Raw genomic sequence first — 21,101 nt, 5'->3', positions numbered from 1 at the left:
GTCCGGTGTTCAGCGGCGCGTGCGACGCCCGACGCGCGTCCGGCGTTCAGGCGCGTCCGGCGTTCAGAGGCGGAGGGTGCTCCACGGCCTGGACGGCGGCCAGGGCGGGCAGGTCCGGTCCGGTGTCGACGATGCGGTGGATCACCGCGCCGGTGCCGGTGGCCGCGAACGGGCTGGCCCCGTGGGCGGCGCACACCACGCAGCACGCCCACGCCCAGATGTCGGCGGCCGTGCCCACCCGTGTCGACGTGTGCATCGACAACTCCATTACCTGGCCGAAGTCCTGACATGCGCTCAGGTGTGGTGATCCCGCGTCGCCGCCGTGCGGACGGCTAGCGTGACCGGCGTGAGCGATGCGGCGGCGGTGTCCCGGGGGCTGATCGGGGGCCTGGCGCGGGCCTGCCATCCGGTGCCCGCCGGGGCGGTGACCGCACTGGCCGGGGCGATGGCCGTCGGCGCCGGGCGCGGGACGGTCGGGACGCTGCTCACCGGCGGCGCGGTCGCGGCCGGGCAGTTGTCGATCGGCTGGAGCAACGACCTGATCGACCGGCAGCGGGACGCGGCCGCCCGGCGCGCCGACAAGCCGCTCGCGCGGGCCGAAGTGACGGAACGGCAGGTTGCGTCGGCCATCGGCTGGGCGGTCGCGTGCTGCGTGGTGCTGTCGGCGGCGTGCGGGGTCGCGGCGGCGACCGTGCACCTGCTGGCGGTGGCCGCCGGCTGGGTCTACAACCTCCGTCTGAAGGCGACCCGGTGGTCCTGGCTGCCGTACGCGCTCGCCTTCGCCCTCCTCCCCGCCTTCGTCACTCTCGCGCTGCCCGGCCGGCCGTGGCCCGCCCCCGCCGTCCTCGCCGCAGGCGCACTGCTCGGCGTCGCCGCCCACTTCGCCAACGTCCTGCCGGACTTGGCCGCCGACCGCGCCGCCGGCATCCGCGGCCTGCCCCAGCGTGCGGGCGCCCGCGTCTCCGCCCTGACCGCCGTCCTCGCCGCGACCGCCGCCGCACTCGTCCTCGCCCCCGGCTGGCCCGTCCTCGCCGTCACCGCCCCACCCACCCTCGCCGCCCTCGCCGCCCCCCGCAGCCGCCTCCCGTTCCTCGCGGTCATCGCCGCCTCGGCGGTTGCGGTGGCCTTGCTGTTGGCCAACGGGCAGTTGACCGGAACCTCCTGACGACAGCTCCGGTCAGCCGTACTGGTCGGCCACGGAACAGACGTCAAGGATCGGCGGTCGGGCGGGAATCCGGTCGACAGGGGCGGGGGTGAGGGGCTCGGATGGGGGTGTGGTGATTGATGGTGGGTTGGTCAGGCGGTTGGTGGATGCGCAGTTTCCGGAGTGGGCGGGGTTGCCGTTGCGGGGGGTGGCGGAGGCTGGGTCGGATCATGTGATCTTCAGGCTTGGTGGGGAGTTGAGTGTGCGGCTGCCCCGGCATGTGGATGCGGTCGGGCAGGTGGCGAAGGAGTGGGAGTGGCTGCCTCGGCTCGCGCCGGAGTTGCCGTTGGCGGTGCCGGTGCCGGTGGCTGTGGGGGAGCCGGGGTTCGGGTATCCGTGGGAGTGGGGGGTGAGCCGGTGGCTGGCCGGGGAGGTGGCCACCGTCGAGGGGGTGGGGGCGTCGACCGGGGAGGCGGTGCGGCTGGCGGAGTTCCTCGGGGCGCTCCAGGGGTGCTCGTACACGGGGCACGAGGGTGCTGCGGGCGCCGGGGGCGAGACGCTGGCGGAGCGGGACGCGGAGACGCGCAGTGCCATCTCGGCGCTGGACGAGGTGTTCGACGGCGTCGCCATGACGGAGTTGTGGGACGCGGCGCTGGGCGCACCGGGGTGGGGGCGGCCGCCGGTGTGGTTCCACGGGGACTTTCACACCGGGAACCTGTTGACGCTCGGCGGCCGGATCGGCGCCGTCATCGACTTCGGCGGGCTCGGCGTCGGCGACCCGGCCTGTGACCTGACCATCGCCTTCACGCTGATGTCGGCCGGGAGCCGGGCCGCGTTCCGGGCCGCGCTCGGGGTGGACGACGCCACCTGGACACGCGGTCGCGGCTGGGCCCTGACCACCGGCCTGAACGCGTACACCCACTACGCGGCCGTCAACCCGCGGGTCGCCGCCCAGACCACCCGGCAGATCACCGAGGCGCTCATCGGGTGACACGGGTGACACGGGCGACACGCGGGGCGCGGGCGACGAGGTCGTCCGGTCGTCACCGCACGGGCCCGGCGGGGTGCGCCGCCCCCGATGGCCGGTCGGGGGCGGCGCACGCCGTCAGGCGGAGAAGCCGCCGTCGACGGAGATCACCGAGCCGGTCACGTACCGGGCCTCGGGGCTCGCCAAGTGGGCGACGGTGGCGGCGATTTCGGCCGGTTCGGCGTACCGGCCGAGCGCAGTCAGTCCGGCGATGGCGGCGGCGTTCGGGCCGTCGGCGGGGTTGGCGTCGGTGTCGGTGGGGCCGGGGTGGACGAGGTTGACGGTGATGTCGCGCGGACCGAGTTCGCGGGCCAGGCCCTTGGTGAGGCCGACCAGCGCGGTCTTGCTCATCGAGTACAGCGCGAGGCCCGGGAACGGGGCCCGCTCGGCGATGTTGCTGCCGATGCTGATGATCCGGCCGCCGCCGGTCATGTGCCGGGCCGCGGCCTGCGCGAGCTCGTACGGGGCGCGGATGTTGACGGCCAGCGTGGTGTCGATCTCGGTGCGGCCGATCTGCTCCAGCGGGCCGACCAGGAACACGCCGGCGTTGTTCACCAGGACGTCGAGCCGGCCGAACGTCTCGACGGTCCGTTCCACGGCGGCGTTCAGCGCGGCGGAGTCCGCGCTGTCGGCCCGGACGGCGAGGGCCCGGCGGCCCATGCCCTCGATCTGCTCGACGATCTTCTGTGCGGGCGCCTCGCCCTCGCGGTAGGTCAGGGCGACGTCCGCGCCCTCCTCGGCCAGGCGGAGCGCGACGGCCGCACCGATACCGCGGCTGCCGCCGGTCACCAGGGCGACGTTTCCTTCAAGTCGGTTCATGCGATGGATACTTGTCGACGCGGAGGAGTGCCGCTGGCGGGATTCCGACCCGGCGTTTCGACCGTCCGGCGGGGGTTGGACAGCCGTCGAGCGCGGGTCGGAGAGTCGTCAGGCGTGGGTCGGAGAGCCGTCAGGCGTGGGCGTAGCCGCGGGCCTCCGCCAGGAGGGATTCGGCGTCCCGGTCGAGGAGCAGGCCGGCCACCGCGACGCCGAGCTTCTCGGGTTCGGCGGGGGTGCCGGACAGCCGGGCCTCGATCTGGCGGGTGCCGTCGGTGGAGGTGACCTGGGCGTGGAGGGTGAGGACGCCGCAGGCGGTGGTGGCGTGCGCGCCGACGGGGACGGAGCAGCCCCCGTGGAGTTCGGCGAGCATGGCGCGTTCCGCGCGCACCTCGGCGTCGGTGGTCAAGTCTCCGGTCCCGTAGAGGAGTTCACGGGCCAGGGCGTTGTCCTCGCGGATCTGGATGCCGAGCGCGCCCTGACCGGGGCTGGGCGGGAACAGGGCGACGGGGAGGAGTTCGGCGATCTCCTCGGTGCGGCCGAGGCGGCGCAGTCCGGCGGCGGCCACCACGACCGCATCCAGGGCCTTCAGGCGGGCGAGCCTGGTGGGGACGTTGCCGCGGATGCGTTCGGGGCGCAGGTCGGGGCGGACGTGCAGCAGTTGGGCGATCCGGCGGGCGGCGGAGGTGCCGACCCGGGCGCCGGTCGGCAGTGCGGCCAGGGTCGAGCCGCAGAGGGCGTCGCGGACGTCCTCTCGGGGCGGCGGCGGGAGCAGGACCAGGCCGTCGGGGTTCTCGGTGGGCAGGTCCTTGAGCGAGTGCACGACGACGTCCACCTCGCGGCCCAGCAGCGCCGCGACCTGGTTGGTGGAGAACGCCGAGCCGCCGCCGCGTTCGGAGACCTCGCGCAGGGCGGCCTTCCGGTCGAGGTCGCCGTCCTCCAGGATCGCCCGGTGGCGGATCACCAGGTCGGGGAAGCGCTCCCGGACCGGCGCGAGGAACTCCCGGACCTGGGCCCGCGCCAGCTGGCTCGCCCGCGACCCCACCACCAGTTCGACCATCGTCAACTCCCGCTGTCGTGCGTCACCCTGATGGCATGCTAGCCCCTGGAGAGCGTCCCGTTTTCCGACGGAATGTCGGAAAACCGGCCGGCGGGGCGCTCCAGGCGGAGCGGCGCGGGTACGGCAGCGAGCGAGACGGCGAACAGGAACAGCCAGGGCCAGGCCGGGCCGTGGTCGAGCAGCGCGGTCAGCAGGCCGGGGGCGACGGCGTGGCCGATGCTCCAGGAGAGTTGATCGACGGCCAGGTACCGTCCACGGCGCGCCGGGTGGGCGAGGGCGACGCTCAACTCCTCGCGGCCGGGCACGGCGACGGTCTCGGCGAGGTTGTACACCGGCATGGCGGCGACCGGTCCGGCGCCGACCGCCCAGCCGGGCGCGCCGGGCAGCACCGCGAACCCGGCGAAGGCGAGCGCGTTCGGGGCGGATCCTGCGGCCACCGCACGGGACGGCCGGACGTTCTCCAGCAGGCGCGAGACCCGGAGACCGGAACAGCCCGGCTGCTCGCCGAACTCGACGCCCCCGCCACCGCCACCGAACTCGCCGCCCGCACCGGCCTGTCCGCGCCCACCGTCTCGCACCCTGCACGCCCTGCATGCCCTCACGACGCCGGCCTCGGCGCCCGCCGCCGCACCGGCCGCGCCGTGCTCCACCTGCGCACGGCGGCGGCCGAGTTGCTCTGCGACGCAAGTGAAATGTCGATAGGTCAGATTCCGTAGACCGCGTACGAGAAGCCGTCCGCGTGCAGCGCCGAGTGGGTCAGCGACACGCCCCGCCCGAACAGCGGCCGCCCCGGCAGCTCGCGCTCCACCGGCAGGTGGGCGGGTGTGCGGCGCGGGTTGACCACCACCAGGTACCGGCCGTCGCGCAGGTACGCCAACGGGTAGCCGGTGTGCAGGAGTTCGACCGAGGAGTCGGGCCCGAGCGCCGGGTGGGCGCGGCGCAGTGCGATCAACTGCCGTACCTGGTGCAGCAGGGAGGCCCGGTCGGCGCGCTGGGAGGCGACGTCCGGACGGTCGGGCGCGGGGTCGAGCGGCAGGTAGAAGCGTTCGGCGGGCGCGGAGGAGAACCCGGCGTCCGGCGTCGCGTCCCACTGCATCGGGGTGCGGCAGCCGGCCCGGTTGTAGTGCGGGCCCAGCACGCTGCCCTCGGTGTCCGGCAGACCCGGGACGAAGCGCATCCCGATCTCGTCGCCGTAGTAGATCGCCGGGACGGTCGGCCAGGTCAGCTGGAAGGTGAACGCCGCCGCCAGCTGCTCACGGGTGCGCGGGCCGGTCGCCAGCCGGGAGTAGTCGTGGTTGGCGGTCGGCAGCGAGGCGATTCCCCGGCCGTCCATGGCCTGCGCGGCGCGCTGCCACTCGGTGACGAACGGGTCCATCGAGCCGAGACCGTCCGCGTCGAAGTAGCAGGGCTGCTGCGGCCAGTGCTCGTGCACCGTGCCCGCGCCGTTGTCCCACAGCGAGCGCAGCGGGGCGCCGTCGTCGGGGCCGCCGAACTGGAGAAAGAAGTCGCCGTGGAAGCCCATCGGCACCGAGCGCGCCGGGTCGCCCCACTCGGCGAGGATGACGTTGTCGGGGTGGTGGGCGTCCATCCAGGCGCGGGTCTCCCGCCACAGCCGGCCGGTCTCGACGAAGCCCGGGTCGTCCTTGACCAGCGAGGACGCCATGTCCACCCGGAAGCCGGCGACACCCAGGCCGAACCAGTGCGCCATGATCTCCCGCAGCGCCGCGCGGTTGGCCCGCGGGCCCTCGGCGTCCACCGGCTGGCGCCACGGCTCGGCCGAACTCTGCTGCGCGTAGCCGAAGTTGAGGGCGGGCTGGAAGTCGAAGAAGTTCGGCTTGTACCAACCCGGCCGGCTGCCCGGCGAGGCCACGAACCCGGGCGCGGGGCGGTCCGCCCACACGTACCGGTGGTCGCCCGGGTCGGACGCCGAGCGGACGAACCACGGATGCCGGTCGGAGGTGTGGCCGGCCACCAGGTCGAGCAGCACCCGGATGCCGGCGCGGCGGGCCGCGTCCGTGAACTTCGCCAGGTCCTCCGGCGCGCCGTAGCGAGGCGCGACGGCCAGGTAGTCCGCCACGTCGTAGCCCGCGTCCCCGAACGGCGAGACGAAACACGGGTTCAGCCACACCGCGTCCACCCCCAGCCACTGCAGGTACTCCAGCCGCTCCGTCAGCCCCGCAAAGTCCCCGGTCCCGTCCCCGTTCCCGTCCGCGAAGCTCTGCGGGTAGATCTGGTACAGCACCGCACTCCGCACCCAGTCGGTCCCCACACCCGTCCCCTCTCGTCCCGAACACCACTCGTCCCGAACACCACACCGGCGTCGCCCTCAGCCATGCCCGCCCCGACCCCGAACGGAACCGGCAGACCCGCGCGCGAGTGGCGGGGAGGCGGCTGGCATCATCGCCGCGTTCGTATCGTTCGTGTGCACGTCAGGCTGGGGTTGGTCACTGATGGGTCGTTGGTTCCGCAGGAAGGGGCAGCAGCCGGGGGAGGACGTGGTGTCGGTGCGGGTGCCGGCCGGAACGCCCGGCGTGCCGTCCGAGGAGGAGGTCGCCGAGCTGCGGGCCGAGGCGGAGCGCGGCGACGACATCGCGATGGGGAACCTGGCCGCGACGTTGAGCATGCGCGGCGACCGGGCCGGGGCGCTGCACTGGTGGGAGCGGTCCTGGGCGGCCGGGAACCCGGTGTCCGGCTTCAACCTGGGCATGCAGCACGCGATCGCCGGGGATGCGAACCGGGCGCAGGTGATCTGGGAGCAGGTCGCCGAACTGGGCGACCCGGACGCCATGCTGGGCCTGGTCAAGCAGGCCCTGGAGCGCGGCGACGCCGCCGGGGTGGAGCGCTGGGCACCGGTGATCCTGGCCCAGGACGAGGCGTTCCCGATCACCGCGCTCGGCGTGGCATTCCGCGACGGCGGCGACCTCGACCGCGCCGTGCAGGCCTTCCTGCGGGCCGAGCAGCTCGGCGACGCCTCGGCCCTCTCCTCCGGATCTTGCCGGGCGCGCGCCGCCGGATCATCCCGGCTGGAAGCACCGGCAAACCATCCAAGTACACCCAGTACGAGGACGGTTCGCCGGCACTCCCAGCCGGGCGCGAAATGGGGGCACCTCCCGGCCCGCAAGGACTGGGGGAGACGCGCGCTGATCCGGCAAGATCCGGAGGAGAGGGCCTACGCCATGGAGTACCGCGCCCGCATCCTCGCCGCCCGCGGCCGGCACGCCGACGCCGCCGACCTGCTGGCCCGCGCGGCTACGGCGCAGCGGATGCTCTGACGATCGGGGCGCGCCCGGCCTGCCGGAGCACTCCGTGTCCGGAAATTCCCCCGCCGCCGGGAACTCGTCCCTACCTGGCGGGAACGCGGACTCCCTAGGTTTCTCGGCGCGACAACAGGCCCCGGAGAGACCCTAGTTGGGGGAGAGCATGGCTGACCTTGAAGTGGGCGTACTGGCGATCGGCGCCGGCCCGGCGAACCTGGCCCTCGCGGCCGCGATCGAGGAGAGCGGATCGGCCGAACTGGCCGAAGGCACACTGCTGTTGGAGCAGGCCCCGGACATCAAGTGGCAGCGCGACCTGCTGATGCCGTGGGCCCGCAGCCAGGTGTCCTTCCTGAAGGACCTGGTGACGCTGCGCGACCCGCGCAGCCGGTTCTCGTTCCTCAACTTCCTGCACCAGCACGACCGTTTGGACCAGTTCATCAACCTCGGGACCTTCCACCCGCACCGCTGGGAGTTCTCCGACTACCTGCAGTGGGTGGCAGCCTCGCTGGAGAAGGTGCGGATCCGCTACGACGCGAAGGCCACCGCCACCGAACCGCGCTACGACGCCGACGGCCGCCTGATCGGCTGGCAGGTCACCCTCGCCGACGGCGACACCATCCGCTGCCGTGACCTGGTGGTCGGCGCCGGCCGCGACATGCACATCCCGGAGGTCTTCGCCGACCTGCCCGCCGAGCGGGTCATCCACAGCGCCCGGTTCCGCAGCCGGATCAACGCCGTCGACAAGGACACGCCGCTGCGCACCGTGGTGATCGGCGGGGCGCAGAGCGCCGCCGAGATGTTCATGGCGCTGTACGAGAACCTGCCGAACTCCACCGTCACCATGCTGGTCCGCTCCATCGGCCTGCAGAACTACCAGACCAGCAAGTTCGTCAACGAGCTGTTCTACCCGTCCTTCGTCGACGAGTTCTACGACGCCCCGGCCGAGATGCGTGCCCAGGTGCTCGACGAGATGCGGCTCACCAACTACGCGGGCCTCGCCCCGCCGTTCCTCGACGAGCTGTACATGGTGCTGTACCGGGAGAAGATGATCGGCACCGGCCGCGCCGAGGTCCGGCCGATGACCGAGGTCGTCGCCGCCCGCGAGGAGGACGGCGAGGTGGTCCTCGACCTGTGCGACCGGCGCACCGGCAAGACCGTCGAGCACCGCTGCGACCTGGTGCTGCTCGGCACCGGCTACGACGGCCGGATGCCCACCCTGGTGCGGGAGTTGACCGAGAAGGCCGGACTGTCCGAGGTCGCCGTCAGCCGCGACTACCGGGTCGACCTGGGCGCCGGCGCCGAAGCCGCGCTGTACCTCCAGGGCGTCAACGAGGCCACCCACGGCATCGCCGACTCGCTGATCAGCGTGCTCGCGCACCGCGCCCGCGACATCACCGGCGACCTGCTGACCCGCCACGGCCTCGCCCCGGCGGGAGCCCGCTGATGGCCGCCCTGCTGGTGATCGCCCCCGGCCCCACCGCCAACGGCGACCTGCACCTGGGCCACCTCGCCGGACCGTTCCTCTCCGCCGACGTGTGCGCCCGCTACGCCCGCGCCACCGCCCGCGACACCCTGTTCGGCACCGGCGTGCACTTCACCCAGAACTACATCGTCACCACCGCCCGCCGCCTCGGCGAACAGCCCGAGGAACTCCGGCTGCGCGCCGCCGAACAGGTCGAGGCCACCCTCGCCGCCGCCGGCATCGTCCCCGACGGCTTCGTCCGCTTCGACGAGCGGTACCTGAAGACCGTCCGCACCTTCTTCGAACGGCTGCACGGCGAAGGCCACTTGAGGCTCCGCAAGGTGAAGTTCCCGTACCTGCCGGACACCGGCGAGTACCTCACCGACGCCTACGTGCGCGGCGGCTGCCCGGTCTGCCTGGCCGAGGGCTGCGCCGGACTCTGCGAGAACTGCGGCCACTGGATCGCCTCCGGCGACCTGCTCGACCCGCGCTCCACCCGGCACCCCGAACTCGCCGTCGAACTGCGCGAGAAGGATGTCCTGGTGCTGCCCCTGGAGGAGCACCGGGCCGCGCTGGCCTCCTACTTCGCCCGGCTCGCCCCCACCATGCGACCCCGACTCGCCCAGCTCGTCGAGGAGTTGATGGCCCGCAGGCTCCCCGACTACCCGATCACCCTGCCCATCGACTGGGGCATCCCCGCGCCCTTCCCGGAGACCCCCGGGCAGGTGCTGTACTCCGACACCGAGACCGTCGCGTGGAGCCTGCACGCCATCGCGCTGGCCGCCGAGGCCAGAGGAGAGGTCCCCGGCGACGAGGAACGGCACTGGGCCGTCGAGGCCGGACCGGAGATCGTGTACTTCTTCGGCTCCGACGCCAGCTTCGCGTTCGCCCTGGCCGGCACCGCCATGCTGCTCGCCCTCGGCGGACTCGCGCTGCCCGCGCACTTCGTCACCAACGAGTTCTACGAACTCGACAGCGACAAGTTCTCCACCAGCCGCGGCCACGTCGTCACCGGCCGCCAGCTCACCGCCGAAGTCCCCCGCGACCTGGTCCGCTACTACCTGGCCGCCACCGGACCCGACTTCCAGCGCACCAACTTCACCCGCGCCGCCATGGACCGGGTCTGCGGACAGCGCCTCGTCGAACCGTGGAACCGCGTCGCCGCCAAGGCCGAGGCCCACCTCGACCGCGGCCCGCTGCCCGTCAGCGCCCGCTCCCGGCACGCCGCCGCGCTGATCGCCGAACGCTTCGCCGCCGCCCTGCGCCCGCGCCGCTTCAGCCTCAGCGCCGCCGCCTTCACCCTCACCGAACAGCTCGGCCGACTCGACCGCTGGGAGGTCACCGACGCCGACGCCGGCGACTTCTGGCACGAACTCGACCTGTTCCTGCGCTGCGCCGCCCCGCTCCTCGTCGACCTCGCCGCCGAGGCCCTGCCCGACACCGCCATCCCCGCCGAACCGGCCGCCACCACCGTCCTGCCCCGCCCGCTGCCCCGGCTCGGCGCCCACCTGCGCGGCGGCGGACGGTGAGCTCCGCCGCCCACGTGGTGGTGGTCGGCGCAGGCGTCACCGGGCTGCTCACCGCCGTCGCCTGCGCCCGCGCCGGGCACCGGGTCACCGTCCTGGAACGCGGCCCGCTGCCCAACCCCGACGCCACCTCGCACGACCAGCACCGCGCCATCCGCACCCTGCTGCCCGGCGACCCCGACGGCACCGCCCGCCGACTCGCCGCGCACCGCCACTGGGAGGACCTGGAGACCCTGCTCGGCACCCCGCTCTACCGCCGGGTCGGCGTCCTCACCGCGCACCCCGCCGACCGCCTCGACGAGCTGTTCGTCGAGGCCGACAAGGCCGGCGTCCCCGTCGACCTGCCGGACGGCCCCGAACTCCCGCCGCTGGGTCTGCCGCCCGGCACCGTCGGGGTCCGCGAACGCACCGGCGGCGTCCTGCTCGCCGACCGGGTGCTGCACGCCGCCGCCCGCTGGCTCGCCGCCCGGCCCGGCGTGGCGCTGCGCCCGCACAGCACCGTCCGCTCGGTGTTCACCGGCTCCGGCCGGATCGTGCTGGACACCGGCGAGGTGCTCCGCGGCGACCTCGCCCTGCTGGCCGGCGGCCCCTGGACGCGCCGGCTCGCCGACAGCCCCGTCACCCTGTACCGGCAGACCATGCTCTACCTGCGCCGCCCCGCCGGGGACGACCGCTGGGACGACGCGCCCGCCGCCGGCGGCCTCGGCCGCGAAGGCCGCGGCTGGGTGCTGCCGCCCGGCGCCGGCACCCTGCTCAAACTCAGCTCCGACACGGTGTGCCGCCCCGTCGCGGACACCGACAGCAGCGGCGAGGACCAGCGGCCCCACCTGGACCGGCTGGCCGCCGAAGGCATCCTGCCCGACCTGGAACGCCACCCCGTGGCCGGAGTCCGGGTCTGCCACTACACCGCGGACACCGCCACCGGCGGCCCGCTGCTCACCCGGGTCTCCCCGGGCCTGTGGACCCGCGCCGCCTGCGGCGGCAGCGGGTTCTCCACCGCACCGCTGGTCGCCGAACGCATCGCCGCCGCTGTCCGGGAGGCGGCATGACCATCGCCACGGAAGTGAAGGAGGCGACATGACCGACGAACAACCACCGATCGGCGTCCTCGACACGCTCAGAGCCACCCCGACCACCGTCCGGTACCTGCTCGGCGGCGTGCTGGTCAACCAGCTCGGCGCGTTCGTCCAGACCTTTCTGGTGCTGTACCTGACGCACCGCGGAATGTCCGACGGCACCGCCGGTTTCGCCCTCGGCGCGTACAGCCTGGGCACCGTGTTCGGCACCGTGCTCGGCGGGGAGATCACCCACCGGCTCGGGTCGCGCACCGCGATCCTCGTCGCCATGGTCGGCTCCGCGCCGCTGGTCGCCGTGTTGCCGCTGCTGGCCCGGCCCGGGCTGCTGGCGCCGCTGCTGATCGCCGTCGCCCTGGCCGGCCTGTTCGCCCAGGCGTACCGGCCCGCCGCCTCGGTGCTGCTCAGCGACTTGATGCCGGAGCGCCACCAGGTGATGGCGTTCTCCATGATGCGGATCGCGCTGAACACCGGGGCGGCGCTCGCCCCGCTGATCGCGGCCGCCGTGATCCTGTTCGACTGGGACCTGCTGTTCTGGCTGGACGGCGCGACCACCCTGGTCTACGCGCTGCTCGCCTACTGGCTGCTGCCCCGGCACGCCGTCCCGGAGTCCGCCCCGCAGGAGCCCGCCGAGCGGCGCGCCACCGGCCGGGCGGCGTACGCGGCGATGCTGCGGGACCGGGCCTACCTGGCGTACCTGGCCGCGGTGATGCTCGGGACGGTCGCCTACGTGCAGTCCTCGATCTCGCTGCCGCTGGAGATCGTCCACGACCACTACCCGACCTGGCTGTACAGCGCGGTGCTCACCGCCTCCTCGCTGGTGCTGATCACCTGCGAGCTGAAGATCACCGCGTACATCACCCGGATCCCCACCTACCTGGCCGTCGGCGTCGGCCACCTGGTCAACTCGATCGGCCTCGCCGCGTACGGGCTGGCCGTGCACTCCGGGGCGTTCGTGCTGTTCGGCGCGGTGCTCGCGGTCAGCGGCCTGATGATCGCCGGGCCCAGCATGTTCGCCCACCCGGCCACCTTCCCGGGCGAGTCGAAGGCCCGCTACCTGGCCACCATGCAGGCCGCTGCCGGTCTGGCTTCGGCCGTCGGCCCGCTGTTCGGCGTCTGGGCCTGGACCCATCTGCACGCCGGGTTCTGGGTGCTGATGGCCGTGGTCAACGGCCTGGCGGGCGTCCTCGCGGTGCTCGGCATCCGGCACCGCGCCCAGCGGACCGCCGCCCCGCAGGAGCTCGCGGAGGAGACGGCATGAGCAGCCAACCCGCCGTCGAGCGGCCGGTGTTGATCGTCGGCTACGTGGCGTTCGCGGTGCCCGGCATCGCGGCCTTCCAGGGCGCCGACTCGGTGATCTACGTCGAGGAACCGGACGTCGCCCGCAAGCGGCACCTCGCCGAGGCACTGCAACAGGTGCCGTTCGCCCGCGAGTTGATCGAGTGGGAGTACCACCTGCCGGGCCGGGCGGACGCCTTCTTCGCCGCCCGTCCGGGGCTCGACCCGGTCGCGGTGATCCCCGCCGTCGAGTACGCGGTGCCGTTCGCGGCCCGGCTCGCGGAGCGCTACGGACTGCCCGGCGCCGGTCTGGGGGCGGCCCAACTGCTGCGAGACAAGCACCAGTTGCGTACCGTCGCGGCCGCTGCCGGGATCGCCAACCCGCCCAGTGAGCCGGTCGGCAGCGCCGCCGAGCTGGCCGACTTCCTGGTCCGGCACCCCGGCCCGGCGGTGCTCAAGCCCGCCAACCGGCAGGCCTCGGTCGGCACCCGGGTGATCCACCGCCCCGAGGAGGTCGAGCAGGCCTGGGCGCAGTGCCTGGTGCAGGACGAGGGCCCGTTCGTCCCGGACCGGCCGATCGTGCCGTCCATGCTGGCCGAACGCTTCGTCGCCGGGCCGGAGTTCAGCGTGGAGATGTTGGTCTCCGGCGGCCGGCCGGTGTTCGCCAACACCACCGGCAAGGTGCTCTACCCCGGCCCGCACCCGATCGAGTCCGGGCACACCGTCCCTGCCGAACTCCCGTTGGAAGGACACGAGTTGCTGGCCTTCGAGACCGAACGACTGGCCGCCGCGGTCGGGTTCGGCGACGGGGTGCTGCACTGCGAGTGGATCGTCGAGGGCGGCGTCCCGGTGCTGGTGGAGTGCGCCGGACGGCTCCCCGGCGACTCGATCACCGACCTGATCGAGGCCGCCTACCCCGTCGACCTCACCCGCGCCTACTTCGCGCTGATGAGCGGCGAGGACCCCGGCCCGCTGCCCGCGAAGGCCGAACGGGCCACCGCCGCCCGCTTCCTGGCCCCCGACCGGCCCGGCACCGTCACTGCCGTGCACGGCCTGGACGAGGCCGCCGCCGCCGAGGGCGTGCAACTCGCCGTGGTCGGCATCTCTCCCGGCCACCGCACCGCCGGACTGCGCAGCTCCTGGGACCGGGTCGGCATCGTCACCACCCTCGCCGACACCCCCGCCGAGGCCCGCCGGCTCGCCGACGAGGCGGCCGCGCTGGTCCGGTTCGACATCGACTCCCATGCAGAGGAGGACTCATGACGGAACATCAGGAAAACGCGGCCGAACCCGGCACGCTGCTGGTGATCGGCAGCGGACTGAAGGAGTACCGCGAGTATCTGGTCGGCCCGATGAGCCGCCGTGCCCGCGCCGCCGGACTGGAACTGCTGCTGGTCAACAACCTGCGGCCGACCTGGCAGCGTGAGTACTTCGACGAGATCGTGGTCGCCGACGTCTTCGACACCGCCACCATGAACGCCACCGTGCGGGGGATCGCCGCCCGCAAGCACATCGTCGGCCTGCTCTGCTGGGACGAGCCGCTGGTGCTGGACGCCGGACTGCTGGCCGCCGAACTCGGCGTCCCCGGCCTGTCCGAGCGCGGCGTGCGCGGCGTCCGCGACAAGGAGCGCACCCGCAGCGTGCTCACCGCCGCCGGCCAGCGCCAGCCCGGCTTCGCGCTCACCGCGGACCTGGCGGAGGCCCGGGCCGCCGCCGAGCGGATCGGCTACCCCGTGGTGCTCAAGCCGCGTGCGATGGGCGCCAGCATCGGCGTGGTGTTCGCCGGGGACGCCGCCGAACTCGACGCGGCCTTCGCCACCGCGCTCGCCGCCAGCCAGGTCGACCCCGGGCCGTACCGGGCCAGTGTGATCGTCGAGGAGTACGCGGGCGGCCCGGAGATCAGCGTCGACGGCGCCGTCCACAAGGGCGAGTACCTGCCGCTGTTCCTGGCCCGCAAGTACAGCAGTGACGAGCCGTACTTCGAGGAGGTCGGCCACATCGTCGACGCCGCCGACCCGCTGCTCTCCGACCCGCGGTTGCTGGCCGTGCTCGCCGACGCGCACCGGGCGCTCGGCGTGGAGGACGGCATCACCCACACCGAGCTGCGGCTCACCGACCGCGGCCCGCTGATCGTCGAGGTCAACGGTCGGCTCGGCGGCGACCTGATCCCGCTGCTCGGCCGGATCGCCACCGGCATCGAACCCGGCGAGGTGCTGTTCGACGTCGCCGTCGGCCGTCGCCCCGACATCGCCCCGACCCGCTCCGCAGTCGCCGGCATCCGCTTCGGCTACCCCGAACAGGACTGCCGCCTGGAGGAGTTGACGCTCCCGAAGCCCGCCGACAGCCCCGGCCTGGTGCACGCCGCCCCGATGGCCCCGCCCGGCACCGTGCTGCGGCTGCCGCCCGGCGGCTACCTGGCCCGGCACTCCTTCGTGATCTGCGAGGCCGACACCGTCGCAGTCTGCGAGCAGCGCCTGATCGACGCCGCCGCCCTGGTCGACCTGGCCGTCTCCCCGGTCGAACCGGCCGACCCCGAGGCCCCGTTCGCGATGCCCGCGGGCCTGCTGGACGTGGACCGGTGAGCGCCGTGGAGTGGGCGGGTCCGCCCCAGGACGCGGCCGAGATCCTGCGGCGCGCCCGGCAGGTCGCCCCCGTGCTGCGCGCGAAGGCCCCGGAGATCGAGGCCAACCGCACGCTGCCCGCCGACGTGGTCGAACTGCTGCGCGGCACCGGCGTGTTCCGGATGTGCTTCGCCCGCGAGTGGGGCGGCCCCGAACTGACCTCGCCCGAACAGCTGGCCGTCGTCGAGGCGTTGGCGTACGGCGACGCCTCCGCCGCCTGGTGCGGCGTCATCGGCGCCAACAGCGGGCTGCTCGGCAACTTCCTGCACCGGTCCGTGGTGAAGGATGTCTACCCGAGCCTGGACCTGGTCACCGCGGGGGTGCTCGCCCCCGCCGGCCGGGCCGAGCGCGTCCCCGGAGGCTTCCGGCTCAGCGGCCGCTGGTCGTTCGGCTCCGGCATCAAGCACAGCGACTGGGTGACCTCCGGCGCGTTCCTGTTCGAGAACGGCGAGCCCTGGGCCGAGCCGGGCAGCCCGCACGCGCACGACTCCCGGCAGTTCCTGGTGCCCCGCTCCGCCGTCGAGGTGGTCGAGAACTGGGACACCACCGGCCTGTGCGGGACGGGCAGTTGCGACTACACGATGACCGACGTGTTCGTCCCCGAGGAGCACACCTTCACGTTCTGGGAGGTCCGCGGCACCCCGAGCCCGCTCGCCCAGCCGGACTCCTTCATGCGCGCCCTCTGCGGGGTCCCGCTCGGTGTGGCCCGGGCCGCGCTCGACCACGCCCGGGAGATCGCCGCCACCCGGTACGACCGGATGGCGGGCCGCAGTTGGGCCGAGAGCTGGCGGGTGCAGACCGAACTCGCCCGGCTGGAAGCCGAGTTCAACGCCGCCCGGGAGGGCGTGTACGGCGCGATGCGCCGCCAGTGGGAGGTGCTGGCCGCCGGCGGCACGCTCGACGACCTGACGCCCACCGAGCGAGCCGCGTCCCCGCTGTCCTGGCTGCACGCCTTCCGCGCCTCGCGGGCCGTCGTCAACCGGCTCTACGACCTGCTGCAGACCTGGTCGATCAACCGCTCCTCGCCGATGGACCGCTGGCTGCGCGACACCGCCGTGATGTGCCAGAACCTCACCGCGCAGGACGCCGTGCTGGAGTCCGTCGGCGCCTACCTGCTCGGCCGGCCGCCGATGTTCCGAATCAGCCTCGGCCTCGACCGCTGACCACCCCCGGTAAGGAGAAGTGACCCGATGACATCGGAAATCCTGCACCGCGCCCGCGAGTTGGCGCCGGTGCTGCGGGAGCGCGCCCCGGAGATCGAGGCCAACCGCACACTGCCCGCCGAGGTGGTCGAACTGCTGCGCGGCACCGGCGTGTTCGGCATGTGCTTCGGCCCCGAGTGGGGCGGCCCCGGCCTCACCTCGATGGAGCAGACCGAGGTGGTCGAGGCGCTGGCGCACGGCGACGCCTCCGCCGCCTGGTGCGCCGTGATCGGCGCCAACACCGGCATCTACGCCAACTTCCTCGACCAGCAGGTCGCCAAGGAGGTCTTCCCGCGCCTCGACCTGGTGGTGGCCGGCCTGCTCCAGCCCTCCGGCCGCGCCGAACGCGTCCCCGGCGGCTTCCGGCTCAGCGGCCGCTGGTCGTTCGGCTCCGGCGTCAAGCACGCCGACTGGGTGACCTCCGGCGCGTTCCTCTACGACGGCGGCGAGCCCTGGGCCGCGCCCGGCAGCAAGCACGCCCACGACTCCCGGCAGTTCCTGGTGCCCCGCGACCAGGTCGAGGTGATCGACAACTGGGACACCACCGGCCTGTGCGGCAGCGGCAGTTGCGACTACACGATGGACGGGGTGTTCGTCCCCGAGGAGCACACCTACACCTTCGCCACCCCGCAGGGCCGCCCCGGCCCGCTCGCCCAGCCGGACTCCTTCACCCGCGCCATGTGCGGGGTCCCGCTCGGTGTGGCCCGGGCCGCGCTCGACCACGCCCGGGAGATCGCCGCCACCCGGTACGACCGGATGGCGGGCCGCAGTTGGGCCGAGAGCTGGCGGGTGCAGACCGAACTCGCCCGGCTGGAAGCCGAGTTCAACGCCACCCGGGAAGGTGTGTACGGCGCGATGCGGCGCCAGTGGGAGGTGCTCGCGGCCGGCGGCACGCTCGACGACCTGACGCCCACCGAGCGAGCCGCGTCCCCGCTGTCCTGGCTGCACGCCTTCCGCAACTCCCGGACCATCGTCGCCCGCACCTACGACCTGCTGCAGACCTGGGCGATCAACCGCAGCTCGCCGATGGACCGCTGGCTGCGCGACACCACCGTGATGGCCCAGCACCTGGTCGCCCAGGACCGCATCCTGCAGTCCGCCGGCGCGTACCTGCTGGGCGGCACCCCCGAGTTCGGCATCAGCCTCGGCCTGGTCTGACCGGCCCCAACGACGCAGCGGAGAAACCGATGAGCAGACCCGTCCTCCTGGTCAACCCGAACAAAGTGCACCCACCGATCGCCCCGTACGCCCTCGACGTGCTCACCACCGCACTGGAGGACGCCGGCTTCGAGGTCGAGGTACTCGACCTGACCTTCCGCCGCGACGAATGGAAGACCTGCCTGCACGAGTACTTCGCGCAGCACACCCCGCTGCTGGTCGGCGTCACCGTCCGCAACACCGACACCGTCTACGCCTTCGAGCAGCGCCCGTTCGTCGGCGAACACCGGGAGATCATCACCGAGATCCGCCGGCTCACCGACGCGCCCGTTGTCGGCGGCGGCATCGGCTTCTCCACCATGCCGTTCGCCCTGGTCGAGTACTTCGGCATCGACTACGGCGTGAAGGGCCCCGGCGAGAAGATCCTCTGCGAACTCGCCGCCGCCATCGCCGAGGGACGCGACACCTCCGCCATCCCCGGCCTGATCCGCAACACCGAGCACGGCGCCGTCCGGACCCCGCCCGCATTCCTGACGGTCCGCCACGGCGAGACCCAACAGGCCGACCCCACCGGCCAGTTCGAACCCCGGGTGTGGCAGGTCGACCAGCTCTCGGTGTACCGGCGACGCTCCGGCGTCCCGCACCGGGTCGACAACCTCGAGTACTACCGGCGCGGCGGCCTCGGCTCCATCCTCACCAAGAACGGCTGCGCCTACCGCTGCGCGCACTGCGTCGAACCCGACGCCAAGGGCACCCGCTACGGGCAGCGCGAACTCGCCTCCGTGGTCGACGAGATGGAGTCGCTCGCCGCGCAGGGCATCCTCGACCAGCACACCACCGACAGCGAGTTCAACCTGTCGATCGCGCACGCCAAGAACCTGCTGCGGGAGATCGTCCGCCGCCGGCACGCCGACCCCGACAACCCGCTGAACCTGCTGCGCCTGTGGGTCTACTGCCAACCCAGCCCGTTCGACGAGGAGTTCGCCGACCTGCTGGCCGCCGCCGGCTGCCGCGGCGTCAACGTCGGCAGCGACCACATCCGGCCCGAGGTGCTCAGCGGCTGGAAGGTCACCGAGAAGGGCGGCACCTACTACACCTTCGCCGACACCGAACGGCTGGTGCGGCTCTGCCACGAACGCGGCATCCTCACCATGGTCGAAGCCCTGTTCGGCATGCCGGGGGAGACCCCCGAGACCGTACGCGCCTGCGTGGACGCCTTCATGGCCCTCGACGCCACCGTCACCGGCTTCTCGCTCGGCCTGCGCCTGTTCCCCTACACCCCGATGGGCATCGACCTGGCCGAACAGTGCGCCGGCGTGCGCACCGCCCCCGGCCTCCAGTCCAACACCGCCGACGGCCCGATCGTCCTCAAACCGCTGCGGATGTGCGCCTCCCCGGCCGAGTACGAACGGCAGTTCATGTTCGACGAGAACGGCAACTTCCGCCTCGTCTGCTACTTCTCGCCCGACCTGCTGCCCGACCCCGCCCGCGCCGCCGACCCCGCCGAACGCTGGCACGGCGCCGTCCACGACCTGTGGGCGCTGATCGACCCGGCCGACCACCACCGGGTGATGCTGCCCACCGTCGAGGGCATGAGCGAGCACGACAACAACTACGCCGACAACCCGTTCCTCACCAGCCTCGGCGGCCTCGGCTACACCGGTGCGTTCTGGTCGCACTGGCGCGGCCGCGAGGAGATCATGCGGGCCGCGCGGGAAACCGCCGGGGAATCCTCACATCTTCCAACTCCTGTATGACATATCGCACTTGAGCTGGCGAAATGATCAGACCATGCTGAAGCGGCGACATCATCACTGCCGGTGATCATCGACGGCAGCGCCGCACCGCCGCCGCACCCCACACGCCGCGAGGGAACGATGAACCAGCACGGGAACACCTTTTTACCGACCGTGCTGCTCGCCGACGTGCAGCCCGCCCTCCGGCAGGGCGTCCGCTCGATGGTCGAGGCCTCCGGCGGAGCGGCGGTGGTCGGCGAGGCCGGCACCACCGGCGAAGTCCTCGCCGCCACCTCCCGGCACCGGCCCGACGTCCTCGTCCTCGACCCGCAGATGGACGACACCGCCGGCATGCGAATGATCAGCCAGATCGTGCGCCTCACCCCCGACACCGGCGTCCTGGTGTTCAGCACCCTCGACGACGACAAGGCCGTCGCCGCCGCCTTCCATGCCGGCGCCCGCGGCTACCTCGTCAAACGCGCCACCGCCGAACAGATCATCCGCGGCATCCTCGCCGTCGGCGCCGGCGAAGCGATCCTCGACCGCAGCATCGCCGCCCGCCTCGGCACCCTCATCGGCGCCGGCCAGCGCGCCCGCAGCTACCCGTTCCCCCAACTCAGCGACCGCGAACGGGAAGTGCTCGAACACCTCGCCGCCGGCCGCTCCAACACCGCGATCGCCCGCGAACTCGCCCTCGCCTCCAAAACCGTCAGCAACCGGATCTCCGGCATCCTCGGCAAACTCGGCGTCGCCGACCGCGCCCAGGCCCTGGTCCTCGCCCGCGACTCCGGCCTCGGCCAGACCGCCGCCGCCCGCTGACCCCTCCCTCTCCCGCATCCACTCCCGCATCGGAGCCCCCGCATGCCCGAAACCGCCCCGCCGCCCGGCCTGGTCGTCCGCCGCCAGGAACCCGCCCACCTCGAACGCGCCCACGGCCTCGACCTCAAACTCCTCCACCCCTGGAACGACCTCACCACCCCCTTCCACGGCGCCTGGTGCGTGCTGCGCCCCGGCGACCTCACCGACACCCACCAGCACACCGAACGCGAACTCTTCATCTGCATCAGCGGCCGCGGCGAGATCCACACCCCCGACGGCGGCCGCCACCCCGTCGCCGCCGGCGACCTCGTCCTCCTCCCCGCCGACACCGACCACGCCGTCGCCAACCCGCACTCCACCGACTTCGCCTACTACGCCATCTGGTGGCAGGCATGAACCCCCGCCACCTCGACTACGACGGCCGTCGCTTCCACGCCCCCGACGGCGACCGCCGCACCGTCGCCGTCTACCACCAGCAGGACGACCTCGTCTGGGGCGAGATCACCGGCGGCGCCATCCGCCGCGGCTGGACCGCCGGCACCCGCCAGCCCGACGGCACCCTCGCCATGGGCTACACCTTCGTCCTCACCACCGGTGAAGTCGTCTGCGGCCACACCCGCAACACCCCCTCCCTCACCCCCGACGGCCGCATCCGCCTCCAGGAGACCTGGCACCGCTACGGCCCCCACCCCACCACCGGCACCTCCACCATCGAAGAGATCACCCCATGACCCCCCGGCACCTCCTCCGGGCGGGATGGCTCGGTCGGCACGCGTCCGTCACCCGACACGACACGGGCTGCGCCGGGCAGCCGCAGGTTCGCGGGGCCAGCCTCCGGCCGCTTGTCGCTCCGCGCAGGGGTGGCGTTGCCCTCCGGGCGGGATGGCTCGGCGGTCGGCCCGCGTCCGTCACCCGACACGAC

At 73.2% G+C, this 21,101-nt stretch carries 20 protein-coding genes; 15 read left to right on the top strand and 5 right to left on the bottom strand.

The window, feature by feature from the left end; all coding sequences use genetic code 11:
• Window positions 1-46: 46 nt before the first annotated feature.
• Complete coding sequence (locus AMK19_RS19070; RefSeq protein WP_143200290.1) at window positions 47-256, bottom strand: hypothetical protein; 210 nt, start codon at window positions 254-256, stop codon at window positions 47-49.
• Between the two features lie 90 nt (window positions 257-346).
• Here AMK19_RS19070 and AMK19_RS19065 point away from each other — a divergent pair, with 90 nt between their 5' ends.
• Both AMK19_RS19065 and AMK19_RS19060 read left to right on the top strand, forming a co-directional pair.
• Window positions 347-1,165: a UbiA family prenyltransferase gene (locus AMK19_RS19065; protein ID WP_241844484.1), complete on the top strand. Its 819-nt coding sequence runs from the start codon at window positions 347-349 to the stop codon at window positions 1,163-1,165.
• 88 nt (window positions 1,166-1,253) lie between these two features.
• Entirely contained in the window at window positions 1,254-2,135 is an 882-nt protein-coding gene (locus AMK19_RS19060; protein ID WP_073813225.1) for an aminoglycoside phosphotransferase family protein, read from the top strand.
• Window positions 2,136-2,249: 114 nt separating this feature from the next.
• Here the strand turns inward: AMK19_RS19060 and AMK19_RS19055 are convergent, their stop codons facing one another.
• The 4 genes from AMK19_RS19055 to AMK19_RS19040 form a co-directional block, all read right to left on the bottom strand.
• Window positions 2,250-2,990, bottom strand: coding sequence for an SDR family NAD(P)-dependent oxidoreductase (locus AMK19_RS19055; protein WP_073813223.1), 741 nt, complete (start codon window positions 2,988-2,990; stop codon window positions 2,250-2,252).
• Window positions 2,991-3,120: 130 nt separating this feature from the next.
• The gene (hemC, locus tag AMK19_RS19050) at window positions 3,121-4,047 is read right to left on the bottom strand and encodes a hydroxymethylbilane synthase (protein WP_073813222.1); all 927 of its coding nucleotides are present in this window, start codon (window positions 4,045-4,047) and stop codon (window positions 3,121-3,123) included.
• A gap of 38 nt (window positions 4,048-4,085) precedes the next feature.
• Window positions 4,086-4,625 (bottom strand): hypothetical protein, encoded by a 540-nt coding sequence (locus tag AMK19_RS19045; protein WP_073813220.1) that lies wholly within the window; start codon window positions 4,623-4,625, stop codon window positions 4,086-4,088.
• Window positions 4,626-4,750: 125 nt separating this feature from the next.
• Window positions 4,751-6,316 (bottom strand): alpha-amylase family glycosyl hydrolase, encoded by a 1,566-nt coding sequence (locus AMK19_RS19040; RefSeq protein WP_073813219.1) that lies wholly within the window; start codon window positions 6,314-6,316, stop codon window positions 4,751-4,753.
• 181 nt (window positions 6,317-6,497) lie between these two features.
• Between AMK19_RS19040 and AMK19_RS19035 the strand changes: the two genes are divergently transcribed.
• The 13 genes from AMK19_RS19035 (at window position 6,498) to AMK19_RS18975 (ending at window position 20,910) form a co-directional block, all read left to right on the top strand.
• Window positions 6,498-7,319 carry a hypothetical protein gene (locus tag AMK19_RS19035; protein WP_143200289.1) on the top strand — a complete coding sequence of 274 codons (822 nt, stop codon included), beginning with the start codon at window positions 6,498-6,500 and terminating at the stop codon, window positions 7,317-7,319.
• Between the two features lie 148 nt (window positions 7,320-7,467).
• Window positions 7,468-8,748 (top strand): SidA/IucD/PvdA family monooxygenase, encoded by a 1,281-nt coding sequence (locus AMK19_RS19030; RefSeq protein ID WP_073813216.1) that lies wholly within the window; start codon window positions 7,468-7,470, stop codon window positions 8,746-8,748.
• Entirely contained in the window at window positions 8,748-10,295 is a 1,548-nt protein-coding gene (locus AMK19_RS19025; RefSeq protein ID WP_073813214.1) for a class I tRNA ligase family protein, read from the top strand. The genes AMK19_RS19030 and AMK19_RS19025 overlap by 1 nt, the downstream gene beginning before the upstream one ends.
• Complete coding sequence (locus tag AMK19_RS19020; protein WP_083647051.1) at window positions 10,292-11,341, top strand: NAD(P)/FAD-dependent oxidoreductase; 1,050 nt, start codon at window positions 10,292-10,294, stop codon at window positions 11,339-11,341. Before AMK19_RS19025 ends, AMK19_RS19020 begins: the two co-directional genes overlap by 4 nt.
• 28 nt (window positions 11,342-11,369) lie before the next feature.
• Window positions 11,370-12,626 carry an MFS transporter gene (locus tag AMK19_RS19015; RefSeq protein ID WP_073813212.1) on the top strand — a complete coding sequence of 419 codons (1,257 nt, stop codon included), beginning with the start codon at window positions 11,370-11,372 and terminating at the stop codon, window positions 12,624-12,626.
• Window positions 12,623-13,906, top strand: coding sequence for an ATP-grasp domain-containing protein (locus AMK19_RS19010; protein WP_073813211.1), 1,284 nt, complete (start codon window positions 12,623-12,625; stop codon window positions 13,904-13,906). The genes AMK19_RS19015 and AMK19_RS19010 overlap by 4 nt, the downstream gene beginning before the upstream one ends.
• Window positions 13,903-15,225, top strand: coding sequence for an ATP-grasp domain-containing protein (locus AMK19_RS19005; protein WP_073813209.1), 1,323 nt, complete (start codon window positions 13,903-13,905; stop codon window positions 15,223-15,225). Before AMK19_RS19010 ends, AMK19_RS19005 begins: the two co-directional genes overlap by 4 nt.
• Window positions 15,222-16,427, top strand: coding sequence for an acyl-CoA dehydrogenase family protein (locus AMK19_RS19000; RefSeq protein WP_241844483.1), 1,206 nt, complete (start codon window positions 15,222-15,224; stop codon window positions 16,425-16,427). The genes AMK19_RS19005 and AMK19_RS19000 overlap by 4 nt, the downstream gene beginning before the upstream one ends.
• Before the next feature lie 27 nt (window positions 16,428-16,454).
• Window positions 16,455-17,624, top strand: coding sequence for an acyl-CoA dehydrogenase family protein (locus AMK19_RS18995; protein ID WP_073813208.1), 1,170 nt, complete (start codon window positions 16,455-16,457; stop codon window positions 17,622-17,624).
• Between the two features lie 29 nt (window positions 17,625-17,653).
• Window positions 17,654-19,381, top strand: a complete 1,728-nt coding sequence (gene tsrT / locus AMK19_RS18990; protein WP_073813206.1) for a tryptophan 2-C-methyltransferase — start codon at window positions 17,654-17,656, stop codon at window positions 19,379-19,381.
• A 120-nt stretch (window positions 19,382-19,501) separates the two neighbouring features.
• Window positions 19,502-20,179, top strand: coding sequence for a response regulator (locus tag AMK19_RS18985; protein ID WP_073813205.1), 678 nt, complete (start codon window positions 19,502-19,504; stop codon window positions 20,177-20,179).
• A gap of 42 nt (window positions 20,180-20,221) precedes the next feature.
• Complete coding sequence (locus tag AMK19_RS18980) at window positions 20,222-20,575, top strand: cupin domain-containing protein (RefSeq protein ID WP_083647049.1); 354 nt, start codon at window positions 20,222-20,224, stop codon at window positions 20,573-20,575.
• A complete protein-coding gene (locus AMK19_RS18975) occupies window positions 20,572-20,910 on the top strand; it encodes a hypothetical protein (RefSeq protein WP_073813203.1) in 339 nt (112 codons plus the stop codon). The genes AMK19_RS18980 and AMK19_RS18975 overlap by 4 nt, the downstream gene beginning before the upstream one ends.
• The last annotated feature ends 191 nt before the right edge of the window (window positions 20,911-21,101 follow it).

This window comes from Kitasatospora sp. CB01950 (genome assembly GCF_001905465.1).
GTDB lineage: Bacteria > Actinomycetota > Actinomycetes > Streptomycetales > Streptomycetaceae > Kitasatospora.
This window is presented reverse-complemented; position numbering and strand designations above follow the sequence as displayed.